Raw genomic sequence first — 25,043 nt, forward strand, 5'->3', positions numbered from 1 at the left:
ACGATTCGGAGTAAACCAAAGATTCTCTTGCGCTGCAACAAGTTTGTCACTCGTGTGTCACGAAACCGTCGTCGGTGGGATCGTGCTCGCTGGGGGGAGGGCGGCACGGCGCGGGCGGCGGCTCTTACGCGGAATGATGCGGGCCTTTCGGGCGGAATTTCGCGCACGCAGAGAGCGGTCAGTCGACCCGTCCGGAAAGACCAAGGGAATACGTCATTGCTTTCCGGCGCGGATTGCCGCCAAGAATGCCTTACGAACGATCAGTGGCCTGCGTTCAGCCACCCCTCGTCGCTCAGCCAGTCGGCGAGGCGATCGGGCCAATGCTGTATCGAGATACGATCGTTGTGCACGGCGACGTTGAAACCATGATCCGTACTGGCGAACATGTGGAGTTCGGCAGACACGCCGGCCTCGCGAAGCTGGGTGTAGAGCGTGAGCGCCGGCGGCGCGCAGCAGCGATCAAGGGTGCCGGCAGCGATGAAGGCGGGTGGCGCACCTATTGCGGATCGTGCCGGTATACCGAGCGGCCCGGGATAGATCAGAATCTGGAAATCGGGCCGGTCGCTCTGGCGGTCGATCGCATCGGCCGGTGTCGGCGCGCTTGGCTGAGGATTGTCGGCGAGCAGTGACACCAGTTCCCCGCCGGCGGAAAAGCCCATGATGCCAATCCTGTGCGGGTCGACACCATAATCTTTGGCGTGGGCGCGGACCCATCGGATCGCGCGCCTGGCATCCGCAACGGCATCGCCCTCGATCGTATAGGTGGAGCCGGCTTCGCGCGCGAGCCGGTATTTGAGGACGAAGGTCGTGATACCGTAGCGGTTCAGCGCCCGGGCTGGAACCATGCCCTCGTTCTGGAAGACGAGCATCCGATGACCGCCACCGGGCACGACGATGATGGCGGCGTCGTTGGCGCGCCGGGCATCGGGGCGGGAGACGGTCAGCGACGGGAGGTGGACGTTATGGACATAGGCTCCGGCTTCCAGTTGCTCGTGTTCGGCGGCACGTCGCTCCGAACCCGGCGCGGCCTTGGGCCATATCGGAATGGCGGCGGTGTCTGCATCCGTCGCGGCGCTCACCGGACACGCCAGCGCGAGGAAGAGCACAAGAAGGTGGCGCGGGCATGGCACTGGGCAGGGTCCTCTTGGTGAACGTCTCACGCGCCCGAAAGACGGGAAGCCGCTCTGGACGGGCACATCGGGCCGACACTGATCCCGCCGACCCCAAGTAGCCATTGCGACCTTGGTCTCGACTGAAACGGGGACGGGATCACCGCATGTTCGACAGACGGTTTTCCGGTTCGGCAGCGCACGAACGATGTCTGGCGATCGAACCGCCTATCGCATGGGGGCGTTCTGGCGCGGGCCGGAAGCCGTGATAGGCAGCGGCGACACGTCGGGAGAGTAAAGTGAGGAAGCACAGGCTGGTGACCGGGATCGCGACGGCGCTGACGATGGCGATAGCGCCCGTCGGATTTGCTGCGGCGCGTCAGGTCGAGCGTGTCGAGGTGCTCCCGGCGCATCTGTCGATCTTGCCGGTACAGGTTCATGGACGCGTCGAGCGGAAGGGCGACGAATTCGTCCGGCAGTGGCCGGGCAGCTATTTCGAGACTGTCTTCGAAGGGGCGGCAGCATTCTTCAAGATCGGTCCGGGCGAAGTCGGGCTGCACGTCCTCGTCGACGGGCGGATGATCGATACGCTTGTGAGGCCGGCGCCGGGTTTGTATCGTATCGACGGACTTCCTCGCGGCCGGCATGTATTGCGGATCGAGGTCGCTTCGGAAAGCCAGGCCGGCCCGACGGCATTGGGACCGTTCTACGCTGCCCGGCGCCCGGTGGCGACATCGCCGCGGCGCCGCGCCCGCCAGATCGAATTCATCGGCGACTCCCATACGGTCGGCTACGGGGTGACGTCAGCCACGCGCGAATGCACGCAGGATGACGTCTGGAGGACCACCGACACGTCGCGCGGCTTCGGTGCGCTCCTGGCACACCGCTACGGCGCGGACTACGAGATCAACGCGATCTCCGGGCGGGGCGTCGTCCGCAATTACAACGGCTTTGCGGCGGATACGCTGCCCGACGCCTATCCCTATACGGTGTTCGATCGCCGATCGCGCGCTGCCGAGCCCGAATGGCACCCGCAAGTGATCGTCGTTGCGCTGGGTACCAACGACTTCACCACGCCGCTTCATACCGGCGAGACATGGGCCACGCGCGCGACGCTTCATGCGGATTACGAGGCGAGATACGTGAGCTTTGTGCAGTCGCTTCGCGCGCGAAATCCGAAGGCGCTGATCGTGCTGTGGGCGACGGACCTCGCCGACGGCGAGATCGAGACGGAAGTCGCGAAGGTCGTCCATCTATTGCGCTCGTCCGGCGAGCAGCGGCTCGCCTACGTCCCTGTGAATGGCCTGTCCTTCACCGGTTGCAACTCGCACCCGTCGTTGGCGGATCAGAAGATCATCGCTGAACGGATCGCCGGGGCGATCGATACGCAGATAGGCGCGTGGGGCGGCTGACGCGGCGCGTAGCGCTGCGATGCCGGTCACGACCATGATCGAAGCTTGAATCCCGGCTTCTGACGCTCCGTCAGGACGGCAGCGGTTGTCGCACACGGCAGCTATCATGCCGGACCGTTCCAGCAGCCCAGAATGGCCAGCACACGCCGTACAAGACTGTAGTTAAAGAGGAGAGCGCACGCGACCGGATGGTCAGATCACCGCGCAACAGGTGACTGCACGACGGTGCAGCGAAGAAACTGGAGCGGGCGAAGGGATTCGAACCCTCGACCCCAACCTTGGCAAGGTTGTGCTCTACCCCTGAGCTACGCCCGCTCTGGCGCCTTGAAACGGCTGCTCTTGCGAGCCACCGTTTGGGTGAGGCGCGCCACTAGCAGCGCTTTTCCGGGGCTGCAACAGCAATCGTACAAAATCAGCAACACGATTTCGGCTTGGCGACTCAGCCATTAGAACATTACAAGAACATATATGAGCGACTCGGCCGCCCTGATCGCCCGTTTGCGGCGCCTTGCCGCCGGTGACGGCGCTGCGCAAGGTGCCGCGGCGCCGGTCGACGCCTGGCTGGCGCACGGGCTGACGGGTGCGCAACTGCATGAAATCTATGCGGTCGAGGAGGGCGATGGGCCGAGCGGCGCGGGCTTCGGTATCGCCGTCGCGCTGGCGGCGCGGGCCGTGCCGCTGCTGTGGCTGCGTACCGAGGCATGCGAGCGGACGCAGGGGCGGCTGCATGCCAGCGGGCTGATCGAACTCGGCCTGTCCGCCGAATCGCTGGTGATGGGAATCGTCGCGGACGAGGCGGCGTTGCTGCGCGCTGCGGCGGATGCGGCGCGCTGTCCAGGACTGGGGACGGTACTGGTCGAAAGCGTCGGCCGCGCGCCGGGCTTCGATCTCACCGCGACGCGGCGGTTGATGCTCGCCGCCGAATCGTCGGGCGTCACCGTCCTGTCGCTGCGTATCGGCGCCGCGCCGACCGCGAGTGCGGCGGCGACGCGCTGGGGCGTGGCGGCGGTGCCGTCGACCGCGCTCGACCAGGGCACGGGCGCGGGCGCGCCGGGCTTCGCCGCCTTCGATGTGGAATGTCTGCGCCGGCGCGGCGGCCCCGCGGGGCAGCGCTGGCGCGTGGAGTGGGATCGTGATGCCAAGAGTTTCCGTGGAGCGTCGCTATCTGGCGCTGGTCTTTCCGTGGCTCCCGGTCGAGCGGCTGCGCGCCACCCGGCCGCACCTGTTCGCCGGACGGGGTGAGACGCCGGTCGCCTTCGTCGAGACCGTCGGCAATACCGTGCGGCTGACCGCGACCGATCTTGCCGCGGCGCGGATCGGGCTGGAGCCGGGGCTGACCCTCGCGGATGCGCGGGCGCGGGTGCCCGAGCTCGAGGTGTTCCCCGCCGATCCGCACGCCGATATGGACTGGCTGGAACGGCTGGCGGACGGCTGCACGCGTTACAGCCCGACGGTGGCGCTGATGCCGCCCGACGCGCTGGTGATCGACATCGCCGGCTGCGCGCATGCCTTCGACGGCGAGCGTGCGCTGGCGGCGGATGCCGAGGCGCGGATGGCGCGGCGTGGCATCCTCGCCCGCCATGCCTTCGGCGACACGCCCGAGATCGCGCGGGCGCTCGCCCGTTATGCCGGCGCGCCGGCGCCCGACGAGACCCGCGCGGTCAAACGGCTGCCGGTGGCGGCGCTGGAGCTGGACACGGATGCGACGGTGGCGCTGACCCGGGCCGGGCTCAAGACGGTCGGCGACGTGATGGCGCGGCCGCTGGCGGGGATCGCCGCACGCTTCGGCGAGGAGGCGGCGACCGCGGTGCGTCGGCTGGCGGGCGATCACAAGGTGCCGGTCAAGCCGCGGGTGCGCGTCGCACCGGTCGCGGTCGAACGCTGCTTCGCCGAGCCGATCGCGCGTACCGAATATGCTCTGGAGGTGCTCGAGGATCTCGCCGCGGACGCCGCCGCGACGCTGGCGGAGCGGCAGCAGGGCGGCCGGCGCTGGGAGGCGCGGCTGTTCCGTGCCGACGGTCATATCCAGTCGCTGCGCGTCGAAACCGGGCAGCCGACGCGCGACGTGGCCTTGCTGATGCGGCTGTTCGCCGAGCGGATCGACAGTCTCGCCGATCCGCTCGATCCGGGGTTCGGTTACGACTTGGTGCGGCTCGACGTCGCGCTCGCCGAGCGGCTTGACGCGGCGCAATTGCGGCTGGAGGGCGGTGCCAGCGCGCGCGAGACCGGCGCCGGGGCGGGGCAGGTCGCACAGCTCGTCGACCAGCTCTCGACCCGGCTCGGCCGCGGCCGGGTGCGGCGCTTCGGATCGCGCGACAGCCATATCCCCGAACAGGCCGAATTGATGCTGCCCGCCACCGCGGACGCGCCGGCGAGCGCGTGGCCGGCGACGGAGGACGGCGAACCACCGCTGCGTCCAATCTATCTGTTCGACCCGCCGCAGTTGATCGAGAGCGTGATGGCCGAGGTGCCGGACGGTCCGCCGCATCGCTTCCGCTGGCGGCGGCGGGTGCATGAGGTGGCGCGGTCGGAAGGGCCGGAGCGGATCGCCGGCGAATGGTGGCGCCGCCACGACGCCGCGATTCCGACGCGCGATTACTATCGCGTCGAGGATCGCCGCGGCCGCCGCTTCTGGATCTTCCGCCACGGCCTGCACGACGAACAGGCGCATCCGCGCTGGTATCTGCACGGGCTGTTCGCGTGAGCGTGGCGGACGGCGATCGCCGATGACCGCGTTCGCCGAACTCGTCGCGGCGACCAATTTTTCGTTCCTCGAGGGCGCGAGCCATGGCGAGGATATGATCGCGCAGGCGGTGGCGCTGGGCCATGCCGGCATCGGCATCGCCGACCGCAACACCGTCGCCGGGGTGGTGCGGGCGCACAAGGCGCTGCGGCTGATTCGCGCACGGGCGATCGAGGGCGGCTTTGCCGATATCGACTTCAAGCTGGTAGTCGGCGCGCGGCTGGTGTTCGCTGACGGTACGCCCGATATCGTCGCTTATCCGACGACGCGGCACGGCTGGGGGCGGCTGACGCGCCTGCTGACGACGGGCAATTTGCGTGCGGTGAAGGGCGATTGCATCCTCGGCTTCGGCGACCTGCTGCGGCATCTCGACGACCTGCTGCTGATCGTGCTTCCCGCATCGAGCGCCCGTCCGCACGAGGCGCGCGACGGGGCGATGCTGCCGCCGCCACGCAGCGATGCGGGTCTCGGGGAGACGATCCGACGCCTCGCCGGCGCCGCGCCGGATCGGGTCTGGTTGGGCGTGACGATGCCGCGCGCCGGGCGCGACCGTCGCCGGTTGGCGCAGCATGCCCGGCTCGCGCAGGCGATGGGCGTGCCGCTGCTCGCCACCGGCGACGCGCTGTACGCCGAACCGGCCGATCGACCGCTGCACGACGTGCTCACCTGCATCCGCCTCGGCACGACGATCCGCGCGGCCGGGCGCCGGCTCGCCGCCAACGGCGAACGCCATCTGAAATCGGGCGAGGAAATGGCGCGGCTGTTCGCCGATCTGCCGCAGGCGGTCGCGGAGAGCGCGCGCATCCTCGACCGCATCGCCTTCACGCTGACCGATCTCGCCTATGAATATCCGCACGAGCCGGTGCCGGCGGGCTGGGCGCCGCAAGCGTGGCTGGAGCACATCACGTATGCCGCGGCCCGCAAGCGCTTTCCCGAGGGGATACCGGCGCGTCTGCAAAAGCTGCTCGACGAGGAACTGCCGCTGATCGCCGAGCGCCAATATGCTTTCTATTTCCTCACTGTGCACGACATCGTCCGCTTCGCGCGCGAGGAATGCGATCCGCCGATCCTCTGCCAGGGGCGCGGATCGGCGGCGAATTCCGCAGTCTGCTGGCTGCTCGGCGTCACCTCGGTCGATCCGATGCGCTACGACCTGCTCTTCTCGCGCTTCGTCTCCGCGGAGCGCGACGAGCCGCCCGATATCGACATCGACTTCGAGCACGAGCGGCGCGAGGAGGTGATGCAATATATCTATCGCCGTTATGGCCGGCATCGCGCGGCGATCGCCGCGACCGTCATCCATTACCGCCCGCGCAGCGCGGTGCGCGAGGCGGGCAAGGTGCTGGGGCTCAGCGAGGACGTGACGCAGCGGCTGACCAGCACCGTCTGGGGCAGCTTCGCCGACCGGTTCGAATCCAAACACCTCGGCGAGACCGGATTTACCGTCGACAATCCCGAGATCGCGCGGCTGCGCGACACGGTCGACCGGCTTATCAAATTCCCCCGCCATCTCTCGCAGCACGTCGGCGGCTACGTGCTGACGCAGGGGCGATTGGACGAGACGGTGCCGATCCATCACGGCGCGATGGCGGACCGGACCTTCATCGAATGGGACAAGGACGATATCGACGAACTGAAGATCATGAAGGTCGACATCCTCGCGCTCGGCATGCTGACCTGCATCCGCAAGGCGTTCGACCTGATGCGCGACAACGGGCTGGAGAGCCACGATCTCGACAGCATTCCGCCGGACGATCCGCCGGTCTACGACATGCTGTGCAAGGGCGACAGCATCGGCGTGTTCCAGGTCGAGAGCCGCGCGCAGATCAACATGCTGCCGCGGCTGCGCCCGCGCAAATTATACGATCTGGTGGTGCAGGTGGCGATCGTCCGGCCGGGGCCGATCGAGGGCGATATGGTCCATCCCTATCTGCGTCGCCGGGCGGGCAAGGAGATCCCCGAATTTCCCGCGCCGCATCCGCCGCACGATCCCGACGAGCTGCGCAATCTGCTCCGCGAGACCTATGGCGTGCCGCTATTCCAGGAACAGGCGATGAAACTCGCGATCGTCGCGGCCGAATTCACGCCGGGCGAGGCGAACCAGCTGCGTCGCGCGATGGCGACGTTCCGCAACGTCGGCGGCATGGAGGATTTCCAGACCAAACTGGTCGAGGGGATGGTCCGGCGCGGGTACGAACGCGACTTCGCGATGCGCTGCTACAAGCAGATCGAGGGCTTCGGCAGCTACGGCTTCCCCGAAAGCCATGCGCTGTCGTTCGCGCGGCTGGTCTATGTCTCGTCGTGGATCAAATGCTTCCACCCGGCGGTGTTCGGCTGTGCGATCCTCAATTCGCAACCGATGGGTTTCTATGCGCCGGCGCAATTGGTGCAGGATGCGCGCGCGCATGACGTCGTCGTACGGCCGATCGACATTAACGCGAGCGGCTGGGACAATACGCTCGAACCGCTCGACGATGGCGGGCTCGCGATCCGGCTCGGCTTTCGCCAGATCGACGGCTTTCGCGAGGCGTGGGCGGCGGATCTGGTCGCGGCGCGCGCGGCGGGGGCATTTGCCGATGTCGAGGCGGTGGCGGCGCGCGCCGGACTGCCCAAGCGCGGGCTCGACCTGCTCGCCGATGCCGATGCCTTCGGTTCGATCGCGCTCGGCCGGCGCGATGCCTTGTGGGAGGTGCGACGCACCCCGCCCAAGCAGCTCGCACTGTTCGCCGCGGCCGACGCGCCCGAACTCGGCCGCGAGGTCGATGCGCAGCTCCCCGCGATGCCGGCGAGCGAGGAGGTCGCGGCGGATTACCAGACGACGCGGCTGTCGCTGAAGGACCATCCGATGCGCTTCCTGCGGCCGCTGTTCGCCGCCGAGGGGATCGTCTCCAGCGCGCAGGCGGGGCGGCTGAAGGACGGGCGGCGGGCGCGGATCGCCGGTGTCGTGCTGGTCCGCCAGCGGCCGGGCAAGGGCAATGCGATCTTCGTGACGATCGAGGACGAGACCGGCGTCACCAACGCGCTGATGTGGGCGCGCGATTTCGAGGCGAACCGGCGCGCGGTGATGGCGGCGCGGCTGCTGGTGCTGGAAGGCGTGATCCAGCGCAGCGAGGAAGGCGTGATCCACCTGATGACGGTCAAGGCCTATGATCGCAGCGTGGAGCTGCGGCGGCTGTCCTCGGACTACAACGCCGAGACGCCGCTGCTGCCGGTCGACGAGGTGATCCGTCCCAAGCCCATCAGCAGCCGCGACCCGCGTGGCCAGCATCCGCGCGATGTGCGCATCATGCCCCCGTCACGCGATTTCCATTGAGGGGGCGGGGCCATCGGTCCCCTCGGTCGCCCTGAGCCTGTCGAAGGGCAGTGGGTCTCACCTGCCCTTCGACAGGCTCAGGGCGAACGGTAGGGAAACGGGATGATCTTAATGACTCCGCCCGAAATCCGGCTTGGCGTCGTCCTGGCCCTGTTCGATGATCGAGCGGCGGATCGCGCGGGTGCGCGTGAACAGGTCGAACAACTGGTCGCCGTCGCCCCAGCGGATCGCGCGCTGCAGCATCGTCACGTCCTCGGTCAGCCGCTGGAGGATCTCCAGCACCGCCTCGCGATTGTTGAGGAAGACGTCGCGCCACATCACCGGATCGGACGCGGCGATGCGGGTGAAGTCGCGGAAGCCGCCCGCCGAGAATTTGATCACCTCGCTCTGCGTCACCTCTTCGAGATCGCTGGCGGTGCCGACGATCGAATAAGCGATGAGATGCGGTACATGGCTGGTCACCGCGAGCACGAGATCGTGGTGGCGCGGCGTCATGATCTCGACCTGCGCGCCGAGCGCCTCCCAGAAGACGCGCAGCCGCGCGACCGGCGCCGCGGCCGTGCCTTCCTCGGGGGTCAGGATGCACCAGCGGCCGCGGAACAGCGTCGCGAAGCCCGCCTCTGGGCCGCTATGCTCGGTGCCGGCGACGGGATGGCCGGGGACGATCGTCGCGTCGGGCAGCACCGCGCGCAGCGCCGCGAGGACGCTCGCCTTCGACCCGCCGACGTCGCTGACGATCGCCTCGGCGGGCAGATCGTCGGCGAACTCCGCCGCCACCGCGCCCATCGCGCCGACCGGCACGCACAGCATGACGAGATCGGCATCGATCACCGCCGCGCCCGCGCTGTCGGCGATATCGTCGGCGAGCTCGATCCGCGTCGCGATCACGCGCACCTCGGGATCGGCGTCGTAACCGGTGATCCGCACCGTCGGCATCGCCTGCCGCACCGCGCGCGCGACCGACGAGCCGATCAGCCCGAGCCCGACGATCGTGACGCGCGCGAACGGCAGCATCAGCCGGCCCGCTCGGTCTCGGCGCGCAGCACCGCGACGACGTCGCGCATCTCCGCCTCGGTGCCGATCGTGATCCGCAACGCCTGCGGCAGGCCCTGGCCGGGCAGCCAGCGCGTCGCATAGCCCGCCGCCATCAGCGCCTTGTACGCGTCCTCGGCGGTCAGCAGCCCCTCGAACAGCACCAGCACGAAATTGGCCTTGCTGGGCACCGCGCGCAGGCCGGGCAGCGCATCGACCTGTTCGCTGAACCAGCCGCGCCATTCGCGATTGTGGCTGCGGCTGCGCTCGACGAAGCCGGCATCGCCCAGCGCCGCGATCGCCGCCGCCTGCGCGCCGATGCTGAACGCGAAAGGCGCGCGGATGCGGTGCATCGCGTTGATGATCTCGGGCGAGGCATAGCCCCAGCCGACCCGCTCCGAGGCGAGACCGAAGATCTTCGAGAAGGTGCGCGTCACCAGCACGTTGGACGCGGTCCGCGCCAGCTCCAGCCCGCCGTCGTCGTCCTCGGGGTCGAGATATTCGGTATAGGCCTGATCGAGCACCAGCAGCACCGATTCCGGCAGGCCGGCGTGCAGCCGCGCGATCTCGTCCTTCGTGCTGTAGGTGCCGGTCGGGTTGTTGGGATTGGCGACGAACACGATCTTGGTCTTGTCGGTCACCGCGGCGAGGATCGCGTCGACGTCGGTCGCATAGTCGCGGTCGGGCACCACGACCGGGGTCGCGCCGACCCGCCGCGTCGCGATCTCGTAGACCGCGAAGCCGTAGCGGACGTGGATGATCTCGTCGCCCGGCCCGGCGAAGGTGCCGGCGGCGAGGTGGAGCACCTCGTCCGAGCCGGTGCCGTAGATCAGCCGCTCCGCCTCGACGCCGTAATGCGCGGCGAGCGCCGCGCGCAGGTCGATCGCGGCGGCGTCCGGATAGCGCTCGAGATGGTCGGCGGCGTCGCGATAGGCGGCGCGGGCCGGCTCGGGCGTGCCGAACGGATTCTCGTTCGACGACAGTTTGACGACCTTGCGGCCATCCTCGCTGGTGGCGCGGCCGGGGACATAGGGCGCGATGCCCAGGATCCAGGATTTGGGGGCGGGTGCGGTCATGCGACGGCCTTAGCGGGCGCGTGCTTGCGTTGACAAGAAGAGCGCCGTAGCGACCCGGTGATGACCGGGGACGACCGTTTCGGATGCAACCGCCATGTCACGCTGCCGGGGCCGCTGCGCCTCGACGGTGGCGTGCTGCTGTCGCCGGTCGAGATCGCCTACGAGACCTATGGCAGCCTCGTGGCCGACGGCGGCAATGCGATCCTCGTCTGCCATGCGCTGACCGGCGACCAGCACGTTGCCTCGACACATCCGCGTACCGGCAAGCCGGGCTGGTGGACGCGGATGATCGGGCCGGGCAAGCCGATCGATCCGGCGCGCGACTTCGTCATCTGCGCCAATGTCCTCGGCAGTTGCATGGGGTCGTCCGGCCCGGCGAGCGTCAATCCGGCGACCGGGCGGCCGTGGGGGATGGCCTTCCCCGTCATCACGATCCGCGACATGGTGCGTGCGCAGGCGATGCTGCTCGATCATCTCGGCGTCGGCCGGCTGAAGGCGATCGTCGGCGGCTCGATGGGCGGCATGCAGGCGCTGAGCTGGACCGCGACCTTCCCCGAGCGGATCGACGCGGCGGTCATCATCGCCTCGACCGCGCGCCACACCGCGCAGAACATCGCCTTCCACGAGGTCGGGCGGCAGGCGATCATGGCCGATCCCAATTGGCAAAGCGGCGATTATTACGGCGGCGAACCGCCCGCGGCGGGACTCGCGGTGGCGCGGATGGCGGCGCACATCACCTATCTGTCCGAGGCGGGGCTGACCGAGAAATTCGGCCGCCGGCTGCAGGCGCGCGAGGCGAAGAGCTTCGGCTTCGACGCCGATTTCCAGGTGGAGAGCTATTTGCGCCACCAGGGCCTGAGCTTCGTCGACCGGTTCGACGCCAACAGCTATCTCTACATCACCCGCGCAATGGACTATTTCGATCTCGCCGAGGAACATGGCGGGCTGCTCGCCAACGCCTTCCGCGCCAGCCGCGCGCGCTTCTGCCTCGTCAGTTTCGACACCGACTGGCTCTATCCGACCAGCGAATCGCGCAGCATCGTGCAGGCGCTCAACGCCGCCGGCGCGCCGGTCAGCTTCGTCGAACTGTCGAGCCCCTATGGCCACGACGCCTTCCTGCTCGACGCGCCCGAGATGAACCGCGTCGTCGACGGTTTCCTGCGGGGCGGACGATGACGCTCCGGCCCGACCTCGCGGTGATCGCCGATCATGTCGCGCCCGGCAGCCGCGTGCTCGACATCGGTTGCGGCGACGGCGCGCTGATGGCGGCGTTGCGCGACGATCGCGGCTGCGACGCGCGTGGACTGGAGATCGACGCGGGCAACGTCGCGGCGGCGGTGGCGCGCGGCCTGTCGGTGATCCAGGGCGATGCCGATGTCGATCTCGCCGGCTATCCCGACCAGAGCTTCGATTATGCGATCCTCAGCCAGACGTTGCAGACCGCGCGCGCGCCCGACGTGGTGCTCGACCATCTGCTGCGCATCGGCCGGCGGGCGTTCGTCAGTTTCCCCAATTTCGCGCAATGGCGGGTGCGGCTCTCGCTGCTTTGGGGCGGGCGGATGCCCGTGACGCACCAATTGCCCGAACAATGGTATGACACGCCCAATATCCATCACGTCACGATCGATGATTTCCGGGCGTTCCTGAAGGCGCGGCAGGTCGTCGTCGAGGGCGCCTGGTTTCTGTCCGGCGATCGGCAGCGCAGCTCGGCGGCGGCCAATCTGCTCGCCCAGCACGCCGTTTTCCTGCTGCGGCGCTGAGCGAATAATGTTCGATTCCGACATGAATGTGGTAAAGAGCGGAACTATTTGCCCAAACGCTGGTTCGCCATCGTCAAGCCGGGACATATGATGACCAAGACCGCTCTGATTGTCGAAGACGAGATTTTCGTGGCCCTCGATCTGGAGCGGATCCTGATGGACGCCGGCTATACCGTCGCGGCGATCGCCGCGGACAGCGCCAGCGCGATCGAGGCGGCACCCGGTTGCGGCTTCGCCTTCGTCGACGTCAACCTGCGCGATGGCCCGACGGGGCCCGGCATCGCCGAGCGGATGGCGCGCGATTACGGCGTCAAGGTCGTGTTCGTCACCGCCAATCCCGCGCAGATCGACCGCGGCATGGACTGCGCGCTCGGCTACATCCGCAAGCCGTTCAGCGAGGCCGCGATCCTCGCCGCTGCCGCGTTCGCCACCGATGGCGAGAAGCCGGCCAATGACGATATAGTCATGCTCGGCTCGAATATCGCCTGATCAGCCCCGCCGAAACGCGGCCAGCGGTACGGTGATCGTCATCGCCAATCCTTCCGGGCGCCAGTCGCGCGTCACCGTGCCGCCGAGCTGACGCACCGCCGACAATTCGATCAACTGGCTGCCGAAGCCTTGTGGTCCGTCGGGCGCGATCACCGGCGGTCCACCACGTTCGGTCCAGTATAGCGTCGCCTGATCGTCGCCACGCACGACGGTGACGGCGATCGTGCCGGAGTCGGTCGACAGCGCGCCATATTTGGTCGCGTTGGTGGCAAGCTCGTGGAACAGCAGCGCCAGCGGTGTCGCCGACCGGTCGTCGATCGCGATCTCGTCGCCGGTGACGATGATGGGCGGGTGGTCGCCGCGCTGATAGGGTTCGAACAATTCGCCGAGCAGGCCGTGCAGACTGTCCTGCTGCACTGCCGGGCGCGATTGCGGGCTGTGCGGCCGGACGAAATCGTGCGCACGGCCGAGCGCGGTGATCCGTTGCCGCAGGTCGGCGGCGATCGGGGCGAAGCCCGGCTGGCTGCGCGCCGCGAACGAGATCAGCCCCGAGATGACCGAGAAGATGTTCTTGATCCGGTGCGACAGTTCCTGGCTGATCACCTCACGCTCGTGCAGCGCCAGTTTCTGTTCGTGGATGTCCGTACAGGTGCCGAACCAGCGCGTGATCCGGCCGTCGGCGTCGCGGATCGGCAGCGCGCGACCGAGCACCCAGCGATAGGTGCCGTCGAAATGGCGCAGGCGATATTCGATCTGATAGGGTTCGCCGGTCGCCAGCGAATGGCCCCACACCTCCCAGGCGCGCGCCTGATCCTCGGGGTGGAACACGTCGTTCCAGCCCTCGCCGTCGGTCGATCCCAGCGGCGTGCCGGTGAATTCGTACCAGCGCGCGTTGTAATAATCGTGATAGCCGTCGGGGAGCGTCGACCAGACCATCTGCGGCATCGTATCGGCGAGCGTGCGGAACCGATCCTCGCTGTCGTTCAATTGACGGCGGGTCGCCCGGTCGGTCGCCCGCCACGCCGCCGCGTCACGGCTGTCGCGCAGTCGCGCCATGACATTGTCGGCGAGCGTCGCCAGACCCTGCATCTGCAGCTTGGTCAGCCCCTGACGGGGAACGGTGTCGATGACGCACAGCGAGCCGAGCGCGATGCCGTCGTCGGACACCAGCGGTGCACCGGCGTAGAAGCGCAGGTGCAGATCGCCGGTGACCAAAGCATTGTCGATGAAGCGCGGATCCTGCGTCGCGTCGGGGATCACCATGATCCGGTCCTCCAGCATCGCATGCTGGCAGAACGACATCTCGCGAGGCGTTTCCGATACGTCGAGGCCGGTTCGCGACAGGAAGGTCTGCTGCGTCTCCTCGACCAGGCTGACCAGTGCGATCGGCGTGCCGCACAAGGCGGCGGCGAAGTCGGTGATCTTCTTCAGCGATGCGCTGTCGCGCAGCGATTCGAGATCATAGGCCTGCATCGCCGCCGTGCGCGTCGCCTCGTCGACGCGCCAGCCGGGGGCGACGGGCGCGCGCGCCGGTGCGACCGGCGGCACGCCGCAATGTAACGACAGGCCCGCAGGTGCGCCGGGATCGCTCAGAACGGCACGTCGTCGTCGAGATCGTCGGCGAAGCCTCCACCCTGGCCGAAGCTGCCGCCACCGCGATTGCCGCCGCCCGCAGGCGCACTGCCGCCGCGACCGCCGCCATAGCCGCCGCCCGACGAGCCGCCGCCGAAATCGTCGCCGCCGCCGGCCCAGTCGTCACCGCCGCCGGCGCCGCCGCGACCACCACCGCCGCCGCCGCCACCCTGGCCGCCGCCGGGACCGTCGAGCATCGTCAGCACGCTGTTGAAGCCCTGCAGCACGATCTCGGTCGAATATTTGTCGTTACCCTGCTGATCCTGCCATTTGCGGGTCTGCAGCGCGCCCTCGATATACACTTTCGACCCCTTGCGCAGGAAGCGCTCGGCGACGTTGGCGAGGCCTTCGTTGAAGATCGCGACCGAATGCCATTCGGTCTTTTCCTTGCGCTCGCCGCTGTTCTTGTCCTTCCAGGATTCGGAGGTGGCGATACGCAGGTTGACCACCTTGCCGCCGTTCTGGAAGCTGCGGCTTTCGGGGTCGCGCCCCAGGTTGCCGACGAGAATGACCTTGTTGACGCTACCCGCCATGAAATGCCCCGAAAATGCCTAGAGGCCGGCGAACATCGCCAGCCAGTATGTGATCCCGGCCATGATGTAGGCGGCGGCGAACAAATAGCCAACCATGAACAGCGGCCATTTCCAGCCGTTGGTCTCCCGTCGGGTCACCGCGATCGTCGAGATGCATTGCGGCGCGAAGACGAACCACATCAGGAAGGCGAGAGCGGTCGGCAGCGTCCAGCGGCCGCGGATCTGGTCGGTGATGCGGTCGGTGCCGCCGCCGTCCTTGTCGTCGATCGCGTAGACGGTGCCGATCGCCGACACCGCGACCTCGCGCGCCGCCATCGCCGGCAGCAGCGCCAGCGCGATGTCGCGGTTGAAGCCGATCGGCTTGACGACATATTCGATGCCATGGCCGATCCGGCCGCCGATCGAATAGTCGACCGGGCTGACGCCGCTGCCCTCGGGCGGCTTGGGGAAGCTGAGCAGCAGCCACAATATGACGGTGGTCGCGGCGATGATCGTGCCGGCGCGCTTGAGGAAGATCACCGCGCGCTGCCAGAGCCCGAGGACCACGTCGCGCAGCAGCGGCACCTGATATTTCGGCATCTCCATCATGAAGCCCGACGAGGCGCCCTTGGTCACCGTCCGGCGCAGCGCCAGCGCGGCGAAATAGGCGCCGGCGATACCGGTCACGAGCAGGCCGAACATCACGACGCCCTGCAACCGGATGAACGGCGCGAGCTGCGTATTGGGAATCATCGCGCCGATGATCAGCGTGTAGACCGGCCAGCGCGCGCTGCACGTCATCAGCGGCGCGATCAGGATGGTGGTCAGCCGGTCCTTCTCGTCCTCGATCACCCGCGTCGCCATGATGCCGGGGACGGCGCAGGCGAAGCTCGACAGCAGCGGGATGAACGCCCGCCCCGACAGGCCGACCGTGGCCATCAGCCGGTCCATCAGGAACGCCGCGCGCACCATATAGCCCGACGATTCGAGGATCAGGATGAACAGGAACAGGATCAGGATCTGGGGCAGGAAGACGATCACCGCGCCGACGCCGGCGATCAGCCCGTCGGTGAGCAGCGAGCGGACGAAGCCGTCGGGCATCGTGCTTTTGATCGCGTCCTGCAAGGCGGCGAAGCCCGCGTCGATCGCATCGGCGGGGACCGCGGCCCAGGTGAACACCGCCTGGAACATCACGAACAGGATGGTGACGAGCAGCAGCGGCCCGACGATCGGATGCAGCGCGACCGTGTCGAGCATATGCGCCCAGCGCCGGCCCGCGGTTTCCGAGATAGTGGCCGCGGTGGCGATGCGACGGGCGCGGCGTTGCAGCTGGACGATGTCGTCCTGCGTTCCCGCCGAGACGTCGGGCGCACGCGGTTTGGCCCCGCCGCCGACGAGATCGGCGACCGCACCGCGCAGCGCGTCGATGCCGCGCCGGCGCACCGCGACGGTCGGGATCACCGGCACGCCGAGTTCGCGCTCGAGCACCGCGGCGTCGAGCGTCAGCCCGTCGCGCTCGGCGAGATCGACCATGTTGAGCGCCACCACCACGGGCAGGCCGAGCGCGATGAGCTGAAGCGTGAAGCGCAGATGGTTGTCGAGATTGGCGGCGTCGACCACCACGACCAGCGCGTCGGGCAGCCGTTCGAGGCTGCTCGCGCCGGTGACGACGTCGCGGGTGACGCGCTCGTCGGGGCTGGACGGTTCGAGGCTATAGGCGCCGGGCAGGTCGATCAGCTCGACCGGGCGGCCGTCGTCGAGCACCAGCCGGCCCGAATGGCGCTCCACCGTGACGCCGGGATAATTGCCGACCTTCTGCCGCGCGCCGGTCAGCGCGTTGAACAGCGCGCTTTTGCCGGCATTCGGATTGCCGACCAGCGCAACCAGCGGGGCTGCATGCACGATTATTCGGCGGTGGCGGGAGCCACATGCACTGCGCCGGCAACGGCGCGGCGCAACGCGACGGTCATCCGGCCGATCCGGCAGGCGATCGGGCCGCTACCGAGCGACGCGCGATGCAGCACCTCGACCGCGACGCCCTCGTCGAAGCCGAGTTCGCGCAACCGCCGCGCCTCGGGCACCGCGAGGCGGGTCCAGTCGATCGCCGCCACGGTCGCACGCTGGCGACGCGGGAGCGACACGAGGTCGAGAGCAGGAACGACGGTACGCGACATATCCATGATGCGACTGATTATCATTTACCCACGGGGGAGTAAAGCGGTGCGAATGGGAAATGTCGATCGGGGCGGAGGCCGGTCCTGCCGGTCCCAGATCGCCCTTCCGGCAAGTGCGCCGCGTTTCTCATCTGCCCCGTCTCGCGCAAAAATCGATCGAACCTCATGGCGCCTTTATAGACAGTGTCACCCGCAAAATGGGCGGGAGAGTGGATTCACACCGCCGGATAGCGCAGCCGGCCGACGAACCGCGACAGGCTCGGCCGATGCTCGTAGCGTTTGGTGAAGGCCGCCTTGGTCTTCTCGAAGCGCATGATCCCGTCGATCCGCCGCGCCAGGAAGGCGCGCGTCTCGGCGTACCCTTCGCTGTCGTCGTCGAGGAAGACGGTCATCGTCGCGGCATAGACGCCGAGCAGGATCGTCCGCTTGGTATAGTGATTGTAGTCGGTCGCGGTGTCGCCCGCCATCCGCCACATCAGGTCGACGCTGCGCCAGCCGAGCCGCGCGGCGCGCGCGACGTTCTGCGGCAGCGCAAGGATCGCGCGCGCGCGGCGCAGCGATTCGCGGTCCGGTGCGACGATGGCCAGTCGCGCCTCGACAAGTGCGGTGATCCGCGCGCGGATCTTCATCGTCGCCAGCGTCTCGGGCGGCAGCGTCGCCGCCATCCGGCGGTCGATCGCGGCGAACCAGGCGTCGATCATCTCGATCGCGCCGCCCGAAAAGGCGAGCCGCGCGACGTCGCGGTCGATTTCGGCGCCATCGGCCGCCATGTCGCGCGCGGCGTCGCCCCAGCCGTCGAACGCGGCATTGGCGGCGATGCCTTCCGCGAGCGTCTCGCGGATCTCGTCGAGCGTCAGGTCCTGCGTCATGCTTCCATCTCCTGCACGGCTGCCTCCTGCGCCTGCCGGCGCGACGGTGCAACCTCGGCGCGGCGCACCAGCACCAACGCCAGCGCGACCAACGCGACGCCGACCCAATCCGGTCCCCGCAATCGCTCGCCATATTCGACCCAGCCGATCGCACCCGCCACCACCGGCTGGATCAGCAGCCCGATGCCGATCACCAGCGGCGACAGGCGGCCGAGCGCGAAGATCATGCAGCCCTGGCCGATCACCTGGCTGACCAAGGCGAGGCCGACGAGCGGCGACCAATGCTGTGGCATCACGGTCTTGCGCAGCAGCAGCGCGAAGGCGAGCATCGGCAGCGCGGTCGCCGCACTGGCCAGCGCCAGTGCCGGCAGCGGCCGCATCGCCAGCCGGACCCGCGCCATCAGCACGATATAGAGCGTATAGAGAATGCCGGCGAGGATGCAGAGCAGGTCGCCGGCAAGGTTGCGCGAATCGAGCTGGTAGGAGCGCCCCATCAGCAGCCCCGCGCCGATCGCGGCGAGCAGCAGCGCGATCCCCTGCGTCCGCGTCGGCCACGCCCTCGCGACGAGGAAGCCGTACAGCGGGTAGATCAGGATCGCCGAATTGCCGAACAGCGTCGCATTGGCCATCGTCGTGCGGACGATGCCGAGATGCCAGCTGGCGAGATCGGCGGCGAAGGCGACGCCGCCGATCGCCAGCATCACCCACAGGCCGGCGCCCAGCCGAGCCGGCCGGCCGCCGCTCGCCAGCGCGAGCCCGGCGAGAAAGGGGATGGCGAGCGCGATCCGCCAGAAGCCGGCGGCGACCGGGCCGACGTCGGCGAGCCGGACGAACCACGGCCCGAAGGCGAGCGCGACATTGGCGACGACCAGCGCGACGAATGCGGCGCCCGGCGCCTGCCAGGTTGCCGCCGCGACAGTTTTTCTTCTGGGCCTCGCCTGATGCATGCCGCCCTGTAGCGCCCTATCTCCCGTCCGTCAGGCCATTTGGGAGCATCTATGCCGAGCCTTTTCGAGTCCATTCAGCTGGGCGATATTCACGCCGCCAACCGCGTCCTCATGGCGCCGCTCACCCGCGGCCGGTCGACCGACGATCACGTGCCGACCGACATCATGGTCGATTATTACCGTCAGCGCGCCGGCGCCGGCCTCATCATCACCGAAGGCACCGGCGTCAGCCGTCAGGGGCTGGGCTGGCCGAACGCGCCGGGCCTCTGGACCGACGCGCAGGTCGAGGCATGGAAGCCGGTAACCGCCGCGGTGCACGAGGCCGGCGGCAAGATCGTCGCGCAGATCTGGCATATGGGCCGGCTCGCCCGTCCCGACGTGATCGGCATGACGCCGCTGTCGTCCTCGGCGACGCGCGCGCCCTATCACAAGCCCGAAAACCCCTATGCCGAGGCGCAGGCGGCGACGCTCGACGATATCCGCCGGGCGCAGGACGAATATGCCGATGCCGCGACCAATGCGCTGCGCGCCGGCTTCGACGGCGTCCAGATCCATGGCGCGAATGGCTATCTGATCGACCAGTTCCTGCGCGACAACACCAATTTGCGCGACGACGATTACGGCGGCAGCCCGGAAAACCGCATCCGCTTCATGCGTGAGGTGGTCGAGCGGGTCATCGATGCGATCGGCGCCGGCCGCACCTCGATCCGCCTGTCGCCGAACGGCGAGACGCAGGGCGCCGACGACAGCGATCCCGCCAGCGTCTTCGTCCCCGCCGCGGCGGCGCTCGACGCGCTCGGCATCGGCTTCCTCGAGCTGCGCGAACAGGCGCCCGACGGCACCTTCGGCAGCACCGACGTGCCCAAGCTCAGCCCGCAGATCCGCGAGGTGTTCAAGCGGCCGCTGATCCTCAACCAGGATTATACGCCGGAGGACGCGCAGGCCGATCTCGACTCGGGTCTGGCGGACGGCATCGCCTTCGGCCGCAAGTTCATCGCCAACCCCGATCTCGTCGAACGCCTGCGTCAGGGTGCACCGCTCGCCAAGGACGATCAGGCGACCTGGTATTCGAAGGGGCCGGAAGGCTACATCGATTACCCGGCGCTCGAGACCGAGGCGGCGTAACCCAATTCCTCCCCCGCAAGGGGGAGGTGGCACGCCGAAGGCGTGACGGAGGGGGAGGAAAGGGTGGGAGTCCTTGACAGAGCTCCACCCTGTCCTCCCCCTCCACCAGCTTCGCTGGTTCCCCTCCCCCTGGCGGGGGAGGACCTAAAAAGTCTACCGCCCCAGATGCGGCACGAGCCGTTTGAGATCGGCCGGCGCTAGCCGCCGCACGTCGAGCGCATCCACGCCCGCGACCAGCACCGCGCCCAGTTTCCGTTCGCCGGTGTCGATCAGGATGCCCTCCGCGGTCGAGCGCAGCGCTCCCCATGGCACCTCGCGTACCGCGATCCGGGCGCCGTCGCGCGTCATCACCGCGACGCGCCCGCCGCGATCGACCGCCAGCGCGCCGCCGCCATCGGCGCCGACCACCGCACCCTGCGTGTCGAAGCCCGACAGCGCGCGCTCGGCCGCCTCCGCCGCTTCCTCGGGGCTGGCGATCCGCGGCTTGCGGCGACCGCGCAAGGCCAGCACGACGCCGAGCGTCACCGCTATCGCGACCAAGGCCGCGCCGACCGCGATCCACATCTCCCGATCGGTCACGTCCGTCACGCGCCGCCGGCGAGCGCGTCCAGCGTCGGCTTCATACCGGCAAGATCGTAGCCCGCGCCGCGCGCCTGCGCGACGAGCAGCTCGGGATCGCGCCCCGCCTTGGCCGCGGCGAGCGCCCAGAGGTTGCAGCTCCGCGTCCCCGACCGGCAATAAGCGAGCACCGGCCCGTCCGCTGTGGTCAGCGCCGCCGCCATCGCGTCGATCTGCGGGTGCGAGAAGCCGGCATGCGTCACGGGGATCGCGCTATAGGCGAGCCCCGCCGCCTCCGCCGCGGCGCGGATCGTGTCGCCGCTCGGCTGGCCGCTGTCCTCGTCGTCGGGGCGGTTGTTGACGATCGCGACGAAACCCGCCGCCTTGATCGCCGCGATATCCTCGGGGGCGATCTGCGGAGCGACGCTGATCCGGTCGTTGATGCTGCGAATGTCGGCCATCCGGTCCCATTACGCGATCGGTCGAGATACGTCAGCTATTTTGGTCGCGTTTCCACGGCTTTTGTACCGGGTTTCTTAACCGACGGCAGATCAGCCGTGCGACCGGATCACGTCGAGGAAGGCGTCGCCATAGGCCTCCAGCTTGCGCGCGCCGATGCCCGACAGATGCATCAGCTCGGCGCGGCTGCCCGGCCGCTGCGCCGCCATCTCGCGCAGCACCGAATCGTGGAAGATCACATAGGGCGGCACGCCCGCCTCCTTGGCGAGATCGCGGCGGCAGGTACGCAGCGCCTCGAACAGCGGATTGTCCGCCGGATTGGCCGCGACGCCGGCATCGCGCTTGCGGCCGCCGCGCGCGCGCTTGGGCGGCACCACCAGCATCACCTGCTGCCCTTCCTTGAGGATCGGCCGCGCGCCGGGACCGAATTCCAGCCCGCCATGCGCATTGGTGCGCAGCGCGTCGCGCAGCAGCAGCGCGCGCGCCACCGGCTTGATCAGCGCCGCTTCCTCGCCGTCGACGATGCCCCAGACCGACAGCGATTCATGCCCGCGATCGACGCTGCGCTCGGTCGACTGGCCGAGCAGCACCTGCTCGACATAGCCGACGCCGAACATCTGCCCGGTGCGGAACACCGCGGACAGGAACTTCATCGCGGTCTGCGTCGCGTCGACCGCATCGGGCGACCCGAGGCAATTGTCGCAATTGCCGCAATCCTCCTGCCGGTCCTCGCCGAAATGCTTGAGCAGGATGCGGCGGCGGCAGCCCGCGGTCTCGACCAGCGCGCCGAGCGCCGCCAGCCGGGTGCGCTCGCCCGCCTGCCGCTCGGGCTCGACCTCGCCGATCCGCTGGCGGGCGCGGGCGAAATCTTCGGCGCCCCAGAACAGATGCGCCACCGCCGGATCGCCGTCGCGGCCGGCGCGACCGGTCTCCTGATAATAGGCCTCGATCGACTTGGGCAGGCCGGCATGCGCGACGAAGCGGACGTCGGGCTTGTCGATCCCCATGCCGAAGGCGACCGTCGCGCAGATCACCATGTCCTCCGACGCGACGAAATCCGCTTGGTTCTTCTGGCGGATATGCGCGTCGAGCCCGGCATGATAGGCGCGCGTCGGCCGCCCGGTGCGGCCCAAGGCCTCGGCGAGCTTCTCGGTCGCGGCGCGGGTCTGCGCATAGACGATGCCGGGGCCGGGGGTGGCGGCGATGACGTCGGCGATCTGCTTGGTGGTGTTCGCCTTGGGGGTGATCGCATAGCGGATATTGGGCCGGTCGAACCCCGAGACGATCAGCCCGTCCGCCGGAATGCCGAGCTGTTGCAGGATGTCGCTGCGGGTATGCGCATCGGCGGTGGCGGTCAGCGCCAGCCGCGGCACCTCCGGAAACGCATCCATCAGCGGCGCGAGCAGCCGGTAATCGGGGCGGAAGTCGTGGCCCCATTCGCTGACGCAATGCGCCTCGTCGATCGCGAACAGGCTGAGCTTCGCGCTTGCCAGCAGTTCGCGGAAATGGCCGGTCGAGGCGCGCTCGGGCGCGATATAGAGCAAATCGAGCTCGCCGGCGCGGAAGCGCGCGATCGACTCGGCGCGATTCTGGTCGGCGCTGGTCAGCGTCGCGGCGCGGATCCCCACCGCCTCGGCGGCGCGGAGCTGGTCGTGCATCAGCGCGATCAGCGGCGAGACGACGACGCACGTCCCCTCCATCATCACCGACGGCAATTGGTAGCAGAGCGACTTGCCCGCACCAGTCGGCATCACGCCGAGCGTCCGCTGCCCCGCCAGCACGCGGGTGACGACATCCTCCTGCACGCCACGGAACGCAGGAAAGCCGAAGACGCGCGACAGGGTGGGCAGGGGATCGGGGATCATCACCGCGCCATGTAGGCGCGGGGGCCGCCAGCGTCGACCCGCGCCCGCCTCATTCCGCCGCGAGCGCGCCCTCGCTGGCGCCCGGCACGTCCTCGTCCTGCTCCTGCGCCTGACGCGCCCACATTTCGGCATAGACGCCGCCCAGCCGCAGCAGTTCGGCATGCGTGCCGCGCTCGGCGACATGGCCGCCGTCGAGCACGACGATCTGGTCGGCGTGGATCACCGTCGACAGGCGGTGCGCGATGACGATCGTCGTGCGGCCGCGCTCGATCGCTTCCAGCGTGTCGAGGATCTCCGCCTCGGTGCGGCTGTCGAGCGCGCTCGTCGCCTCGTCGAGGATCAGGATCGGCGGGTTCTTGAGCAAGGTGCGCGCGATCGCGACGCGCTGCTTCTCGCCGCCCGAGAGCTTGAGCCCGCGTTCGCCGACGCGCGCGTCATAGCCTTCGGGCTGGCGTTCGATGAAGCCGGCGATCGCCGCGCCCGCCGCTGCCGCCTCGACCTCGGCGCGGCCCGCGCCCTCGCGGCCATAGGCGATATTGTAGCCGATCGTATCGTTGAACAGCACGGTGTCCTGCGGCACGATGCCGATCGCGGCGCGCAGACTCGCCTGCTGGACGTCGCGGATATCCTGGCCGTCGATCGTGATCCGGCCCTCGGCAACGTCGTAGAAACGGTACATCAGCCGCGCCAGCGTCGACTTGCCCGCGCCCGACGGCCCGACCACCGCCAGCGTGGTCCCCGCCGGCACGTCGAGGTCGAGCCCCTTCAGGATCTCGCGACCGGGGTCGTAGCCGAAGCGCACGCCCTCGAAGCGGACATGGCCCTTGGCGATGGCCAGCGGTTTCGCACCGGGGGCGTCGACCACCTCGGCGGGCGTGTCGATCAGCGCGAACATGCTCGCCATGTCGATCACCCCCTGACGGATCGTGCGATAGACCATGCCGAGCAGGTCGAGCGGCCGGAACAGCTGCGACAGCAAGGTCGAGACGAACACGACGTCGCCCGCCGAGAAGCTGCCGCGGCTCCAGCCCCAGGCGACATAGGCCATGCCGGCGCCGAGCATCAGATTGGTGATCAGCGCCTGCCCGACGTTGAGCCAGGCGAGGCTGTTCTCCGACTTGGTCGCCGCCGCCGCATAGGCCGAGATCGCCGAATCATAGCGCCGTGCCTCGCGTTCCTCGGCGCCGAAATATTTGACCGTCTCGAAGTTGAGCAGCGAGTCGACCGCATGCGCGACCGCACCGGTGTCGAGGTCGTTCATTTGCGCACGCAGCGCGTTGCGCCAGTCGGTCACCTTCTGCGTGAACAGGATGTAGATGACCACCATCGCCACCGTCGCGGCGACCAGCGGCCAGCCGAAGCTGTGCCAGAAGATGCCGAGCACCAACGTCAGTTCGAGCACCGTCGGCGCGATGTTGAACAGCAGGAAATAGAGCATCGTGTCGATGCTCTTGGTGCCGCGCTCGACCACCTTGGTGACCGCGCCGGTGCGCCGTTCGAGGTGGAAGCGCAGCGACAGGCCGTGGAGATGGCGAAAGACGTTCGCCGCCAGCCGCCGCGTCGCATCCTGCCCGACGCGCTCGAACACCGCGTTGCGCAGATTGTCGAACAGCGTCGTCGCGAAGCGCGAGGCGGCATAGCCGACGACCAGCAGGATCACGATCGTCGCGACGCCGCGGTCGCCGATCGCCATCCGGTCGACCGCATATTTGAGCGTATAGGCGGCACCGAACACCTGGACGATCTTGCTCATCACGACGAGCGTCATCGCCCCGACGATCCGCGCCTTCAGCCCCGCCTGACCCGCGGGCCAGAGATAGGGCAGGAAGCGGCGCAGCGTCGGCAACAGGGGCTGATCGGCGCGGGTGTGGCTGGTCGGATCGACGGGAGGCATTGCGCCTCATGTAAGTGCTCGGCCCTCCACGCGAAAGCGACCGGGCGGAACATAATGCGCCCGCCACGGATTTT

21 protein-coding genes and 1 tRNA gene are annotated in these 25,043 nt (G+C 68.6%); 8 read left to right on the forward strand and 14 right to left on the reverse strand.

The annotated features are described in order from the left end of the window. Positions 1–260 precede the first annotated feature (260 nt). Positions 261–1,079, reverse strand: coding sequence for an alpha/beta hydrolase (locus AC07UH_RS01215; protein WP_495179610.1), 819 nt, complete (start codon positions 1,077–1,079; stop codon positions 261–263). 347 nt (positions 1,080–1,426) lie between these two features. Here AC07UH_RS01215 and AC07UH_RS01220 point away from each other — a divergent pair, with 347 nt between their 5' ends. Continuing rightward, positions 1,427–2,521, forward strand: a complete 1,095-nt coding sequence (locus AC07UH_RS01220; protein ID WP_495179609.1) for an SGNH/GDSL hydrolase family protein — start codon at positions 1,427–1,429, stop codon at positions 2,519–2,521. Positions 2,522–2,761: 240 nt separating this feature from the next. Here AC07UH_RS01220 and AC07UH_RS01225 read toward each other — a convergent pair. Then, positions 2,762–2,836, reverse strand: a tRNA-Gly gene (locus AC07UH_RS01225). A 153-nt stretch (positions 2,837–2,989) separates the two neighbouring features. Between AC07UH_RS01225 and AC07UH_RS01230 the strand changes: the two genes are divergently transcribed. From AC07UH_RS01230 to AC07UH_RS01240, 3 genes are read left to right on the forward strand one after another with little or no spacing between them, the layout of a single operon-like run. Continuing rightward, positions 2,990–3,763 (forward strand): hypothetical protein, encoded by a 774-nt coding sequence (locus AC07UH_RS01230; RefSeq protein ID WP_495179608.1) that lies wholly within the window; start codon positions 2,990–2,992, stop codon positions 3,761–3,763. After that, complete coding sequence (locus AC07UH_RS01235; protein WP_495179607.1) at positions 3,672–5,225, forward strand: Y-family DNA polymerase; 1,554 nt, start codon at positions 3,672–3,674, stop codon at positions 5,223–5,225. The genes AC07UH_RS01230 and AC07UH_RS01235 overlap by 92 nt, the downstream gene beginning before the upstream one ends. Positions 5,226–5,247: 22 nt before the next feature. Continuing rightward, on the forward strand, positions 5,248–8,577 hold the full coding sequence (locus AC07UH_RS01240; RefSeq protein WP_495179606.1) for an error-prone DNA polymerase: 3,330 nt from the start codon (positions 5,248–5,250) through the stop codon (positions 8,575–8,577). Between the two features lie 108 nt (positions 8,578–8,685). Here AC07UH_RS01240 and AC07UH_RS01245 read toward each other — a convergent pair whose 3' ends face one another. After that, positions 8,686–9,591: a prephenate/arogenate dehydrogenase family protein gene (locus tag AC07UH_RS01245; protein WP_495179605.1), complete on the reverse strand. Its 906-nt coding sequence runs from the start codon at positions 9,589–9,591 to the stop codon at positions 8,686–8,688. Then, positions 9,591–10,685: a histidinol-phosphate transaminase gene (gene hisC, locus AC07UH_RS01250; protein ID WP_495179604.1), complete on the reverse strand. Its 1,095-nt coding sequence runs from the start codon at positions 10,683–10,685 to the stop codon at positions 9,591–9,593. The genes AC07UH_RS01245 and hisC overlap by 1 nt, the downstream gene beginning before the upstream one ends. Positions 10,686–10,745: 60 nt before the next feature. Here hisC and metX point away from each other — a divergent pair, with 60 nt between their 5' ends. The 3 genes from metX to AC07UH_RS01265 all read left to right on the forward strand — a co-directional run bounded on the left by metX (position 10,746) and on the right by AC07UH_RS01265 (position 12,934). Continuing rightward, on the forward strand, positions 10,746–11,861 hold the full coding sequence (gene metX / locus AC07UH_RS01255; RefSeq protein WP_495179603.1) for a homoserine O-acetyltransferase MetX: 1,116 nt from the start codon (positions 10,746–10,748) through the stop codon (positions 11,859–11,861). Further along, positions 11,858–12,445, forward strand: a complete 588-nt coding sequence (gene metW / locus AC07UH_RS01260) for a methionine biosynthesis protein MetW (RefSeq protein WP_038664513.1) — start codon at positions 11,858–11,860, stop codon at positions 12,443–12,445. The genes metX and metW overlap by 4 nt, the downstream gene beginning before the upstream one ends. 87 nt (positions 12,446–12,532) lie before the next feature. After that, the gene (locus AC07UH_RS01265; RefSeq protein WP_052075827.1) at positions 12,533–12,934 is read left to right on the forward strand and encodes a response regulator; all 402 of its coding nucleotides are present in this window, start codon (positions 12,533–12,535) and stop codon (positions 12,932–12,934) included. On the opposite strand, the gene AC07UH_RS01270 is transcribed toward AC07UH_RS01265, so the two are convergent. The 6 genes from AC07UH_RS01270 to AC07UH_RS01295 form a co-directional block, all read right to left on the reverse strand. Next, complete coding sequence (locus tag AC07UH_RS01270) at positions 12,935–14,407, reverse strand: sensor histidine kinase (RefSeq protein WP_495179808.1); 1,473 nt, start codon at positions 14,405–14,407, stop codon at positions 12,935–12,937. A 116-nt stretch (positions 14,408–14,523) separates the two neighbouring features. Next, the gene (gene ssb, locus AC07UH_RS01275) at positions 14,524–15,099 is read right to left on the reverse strand and encodes a single-stranded DNA-binding protein (RefSeq protein ID WP_495179602.1); all 576 of its coding nucleotides are present in this window, start codon (positions 15,097–15,099) and stop codon (positions 14,524–14,526) included. 18 nt (positions 15,100–15,117) lie between these two features. After that, positions 15,118–16,980: a ferrous iron transporter B gene (feoB, locus tag AC07UH_RS01280; protein ID WP_495179601.1), complete on the reverse strand. Its 1,863-nt coding sequence runs from the start codon at positions 16,978–16,980 to the stop codon at positions 15,118–15,120. A gap of 2 nt (positions 16,981–16,982) precedes the next feature. Further along, positions 16,983–17,258: a FeoA family protein gene (locus AC07UH_RS01285; RefSeq protein ID WP_038664500.1), complete on the reverse strand. Its 276-nt coding sequence runs from the start codon at positions 17,256–17,258 to the stop codon at positions 16,983–16,985. Between the two features lie 209 nt (positions 17,259–17,467). After that, the gene (locus AC07UH_RS01290) at positions 17,468–18,121 is read right to left on the reverse strand and encodes a COQ9 family protein (protein ID WP_495179600.1); all 654 of its coding nucleotides are present in this window, start codon (positions 18,119–18,121) and stop codon (positions 17,468–17,470) included. Next, positions 18,118–19,068 carry a DMT family transporter gene (locus AC07UH_RS01295; RefSeq protein ID WP_495179599.1) on the reverse strand — a complete coding sequence of 317 codons (951 nt, stop codon included), beginning with the start codon at positions 19,066–19,068 and terminating at the stop codon, positions 18,118–18,120. Before AC07UH_RS01295 ends, AC07UH_RS01290 begins: the two co-directional genes overlap by 4 nt. 51 nt (positions 19,069–19,119) lie before the next feature. Between AC07UH_RS01295 and AC07UH_RS01300 the strand changes: the two genes are divergently transcribed. Further along, positions 19,120–20,193, forward strand: coding sequence for an alkene reductase (locus AC07UH_RS01300; protein WP_495179598.1), 1,074 nt, complete (start codon positions 19,120–19,122; stop codon positions 20,191–20,193). Between the two features lie 153 nt (positions 20,194–20,346). On the opposite strand, the gene AC07UH_RS01305 is transcribed toward AC07UH_RS01300, so the two are convergent. The 4 genes from AC07UH_RS01305 to AC07UH_RS01320 form a co-directional block, all read right to left on the reverse strand. After that, positions 20,347–20,781: a hypothetical protein gene (locus AC07UH_RS01305; protein WP_495179597.1), complete on the reverse strand. Its 435-nt coding sequence runs from the start codon at positions 20,779–20,781 to the stop codon at positions 20,347–20,349. After that, complete coding sequence (locus AC07UH_RS01310; RefSeq protein ID WP_495179596.1) at positions 20,778–21,212, reverse strand: protein tyrosine phosphatase family protein; 435 nt, start codon at positions 21,210–21,212, stop codon at positions 20,778–20,780. Before AC07UH_RS01310 ends, AC07UH_RS01305 begins: the two co-directional genes overlap by 4 nt. Before the next feature lie 90 nt (positions 21,213–21,302). Then, entirely contained in the window at positions 21,303–23,075 is a 1,773-nt protein-coding gene (gene recQ, locus AC07UH_RS01315) for a DNA helicase RecQ (protein WP_038664487.1), read from the reverse strand. A gap of 49 nt (positions 23,076–23,124) precedes the next feature. Beyond that, complete coding sequence (locus AC07UH_RS01320) at positions 23,125–24,969, reverse strand: ABCB family ABC transporter ATP-binding protein/permease (protein ID WP_495179595.1); 1,845 nt, start codon at positions 24,967–24,969, stop codon at positions 23,125–23,127. Positions 24,970–25,043 lie beyond the last annotated feature (74 nt).

Source organism: Sphingomonas sp. GW821-FHT04B01, assembly GCF_059420425.1.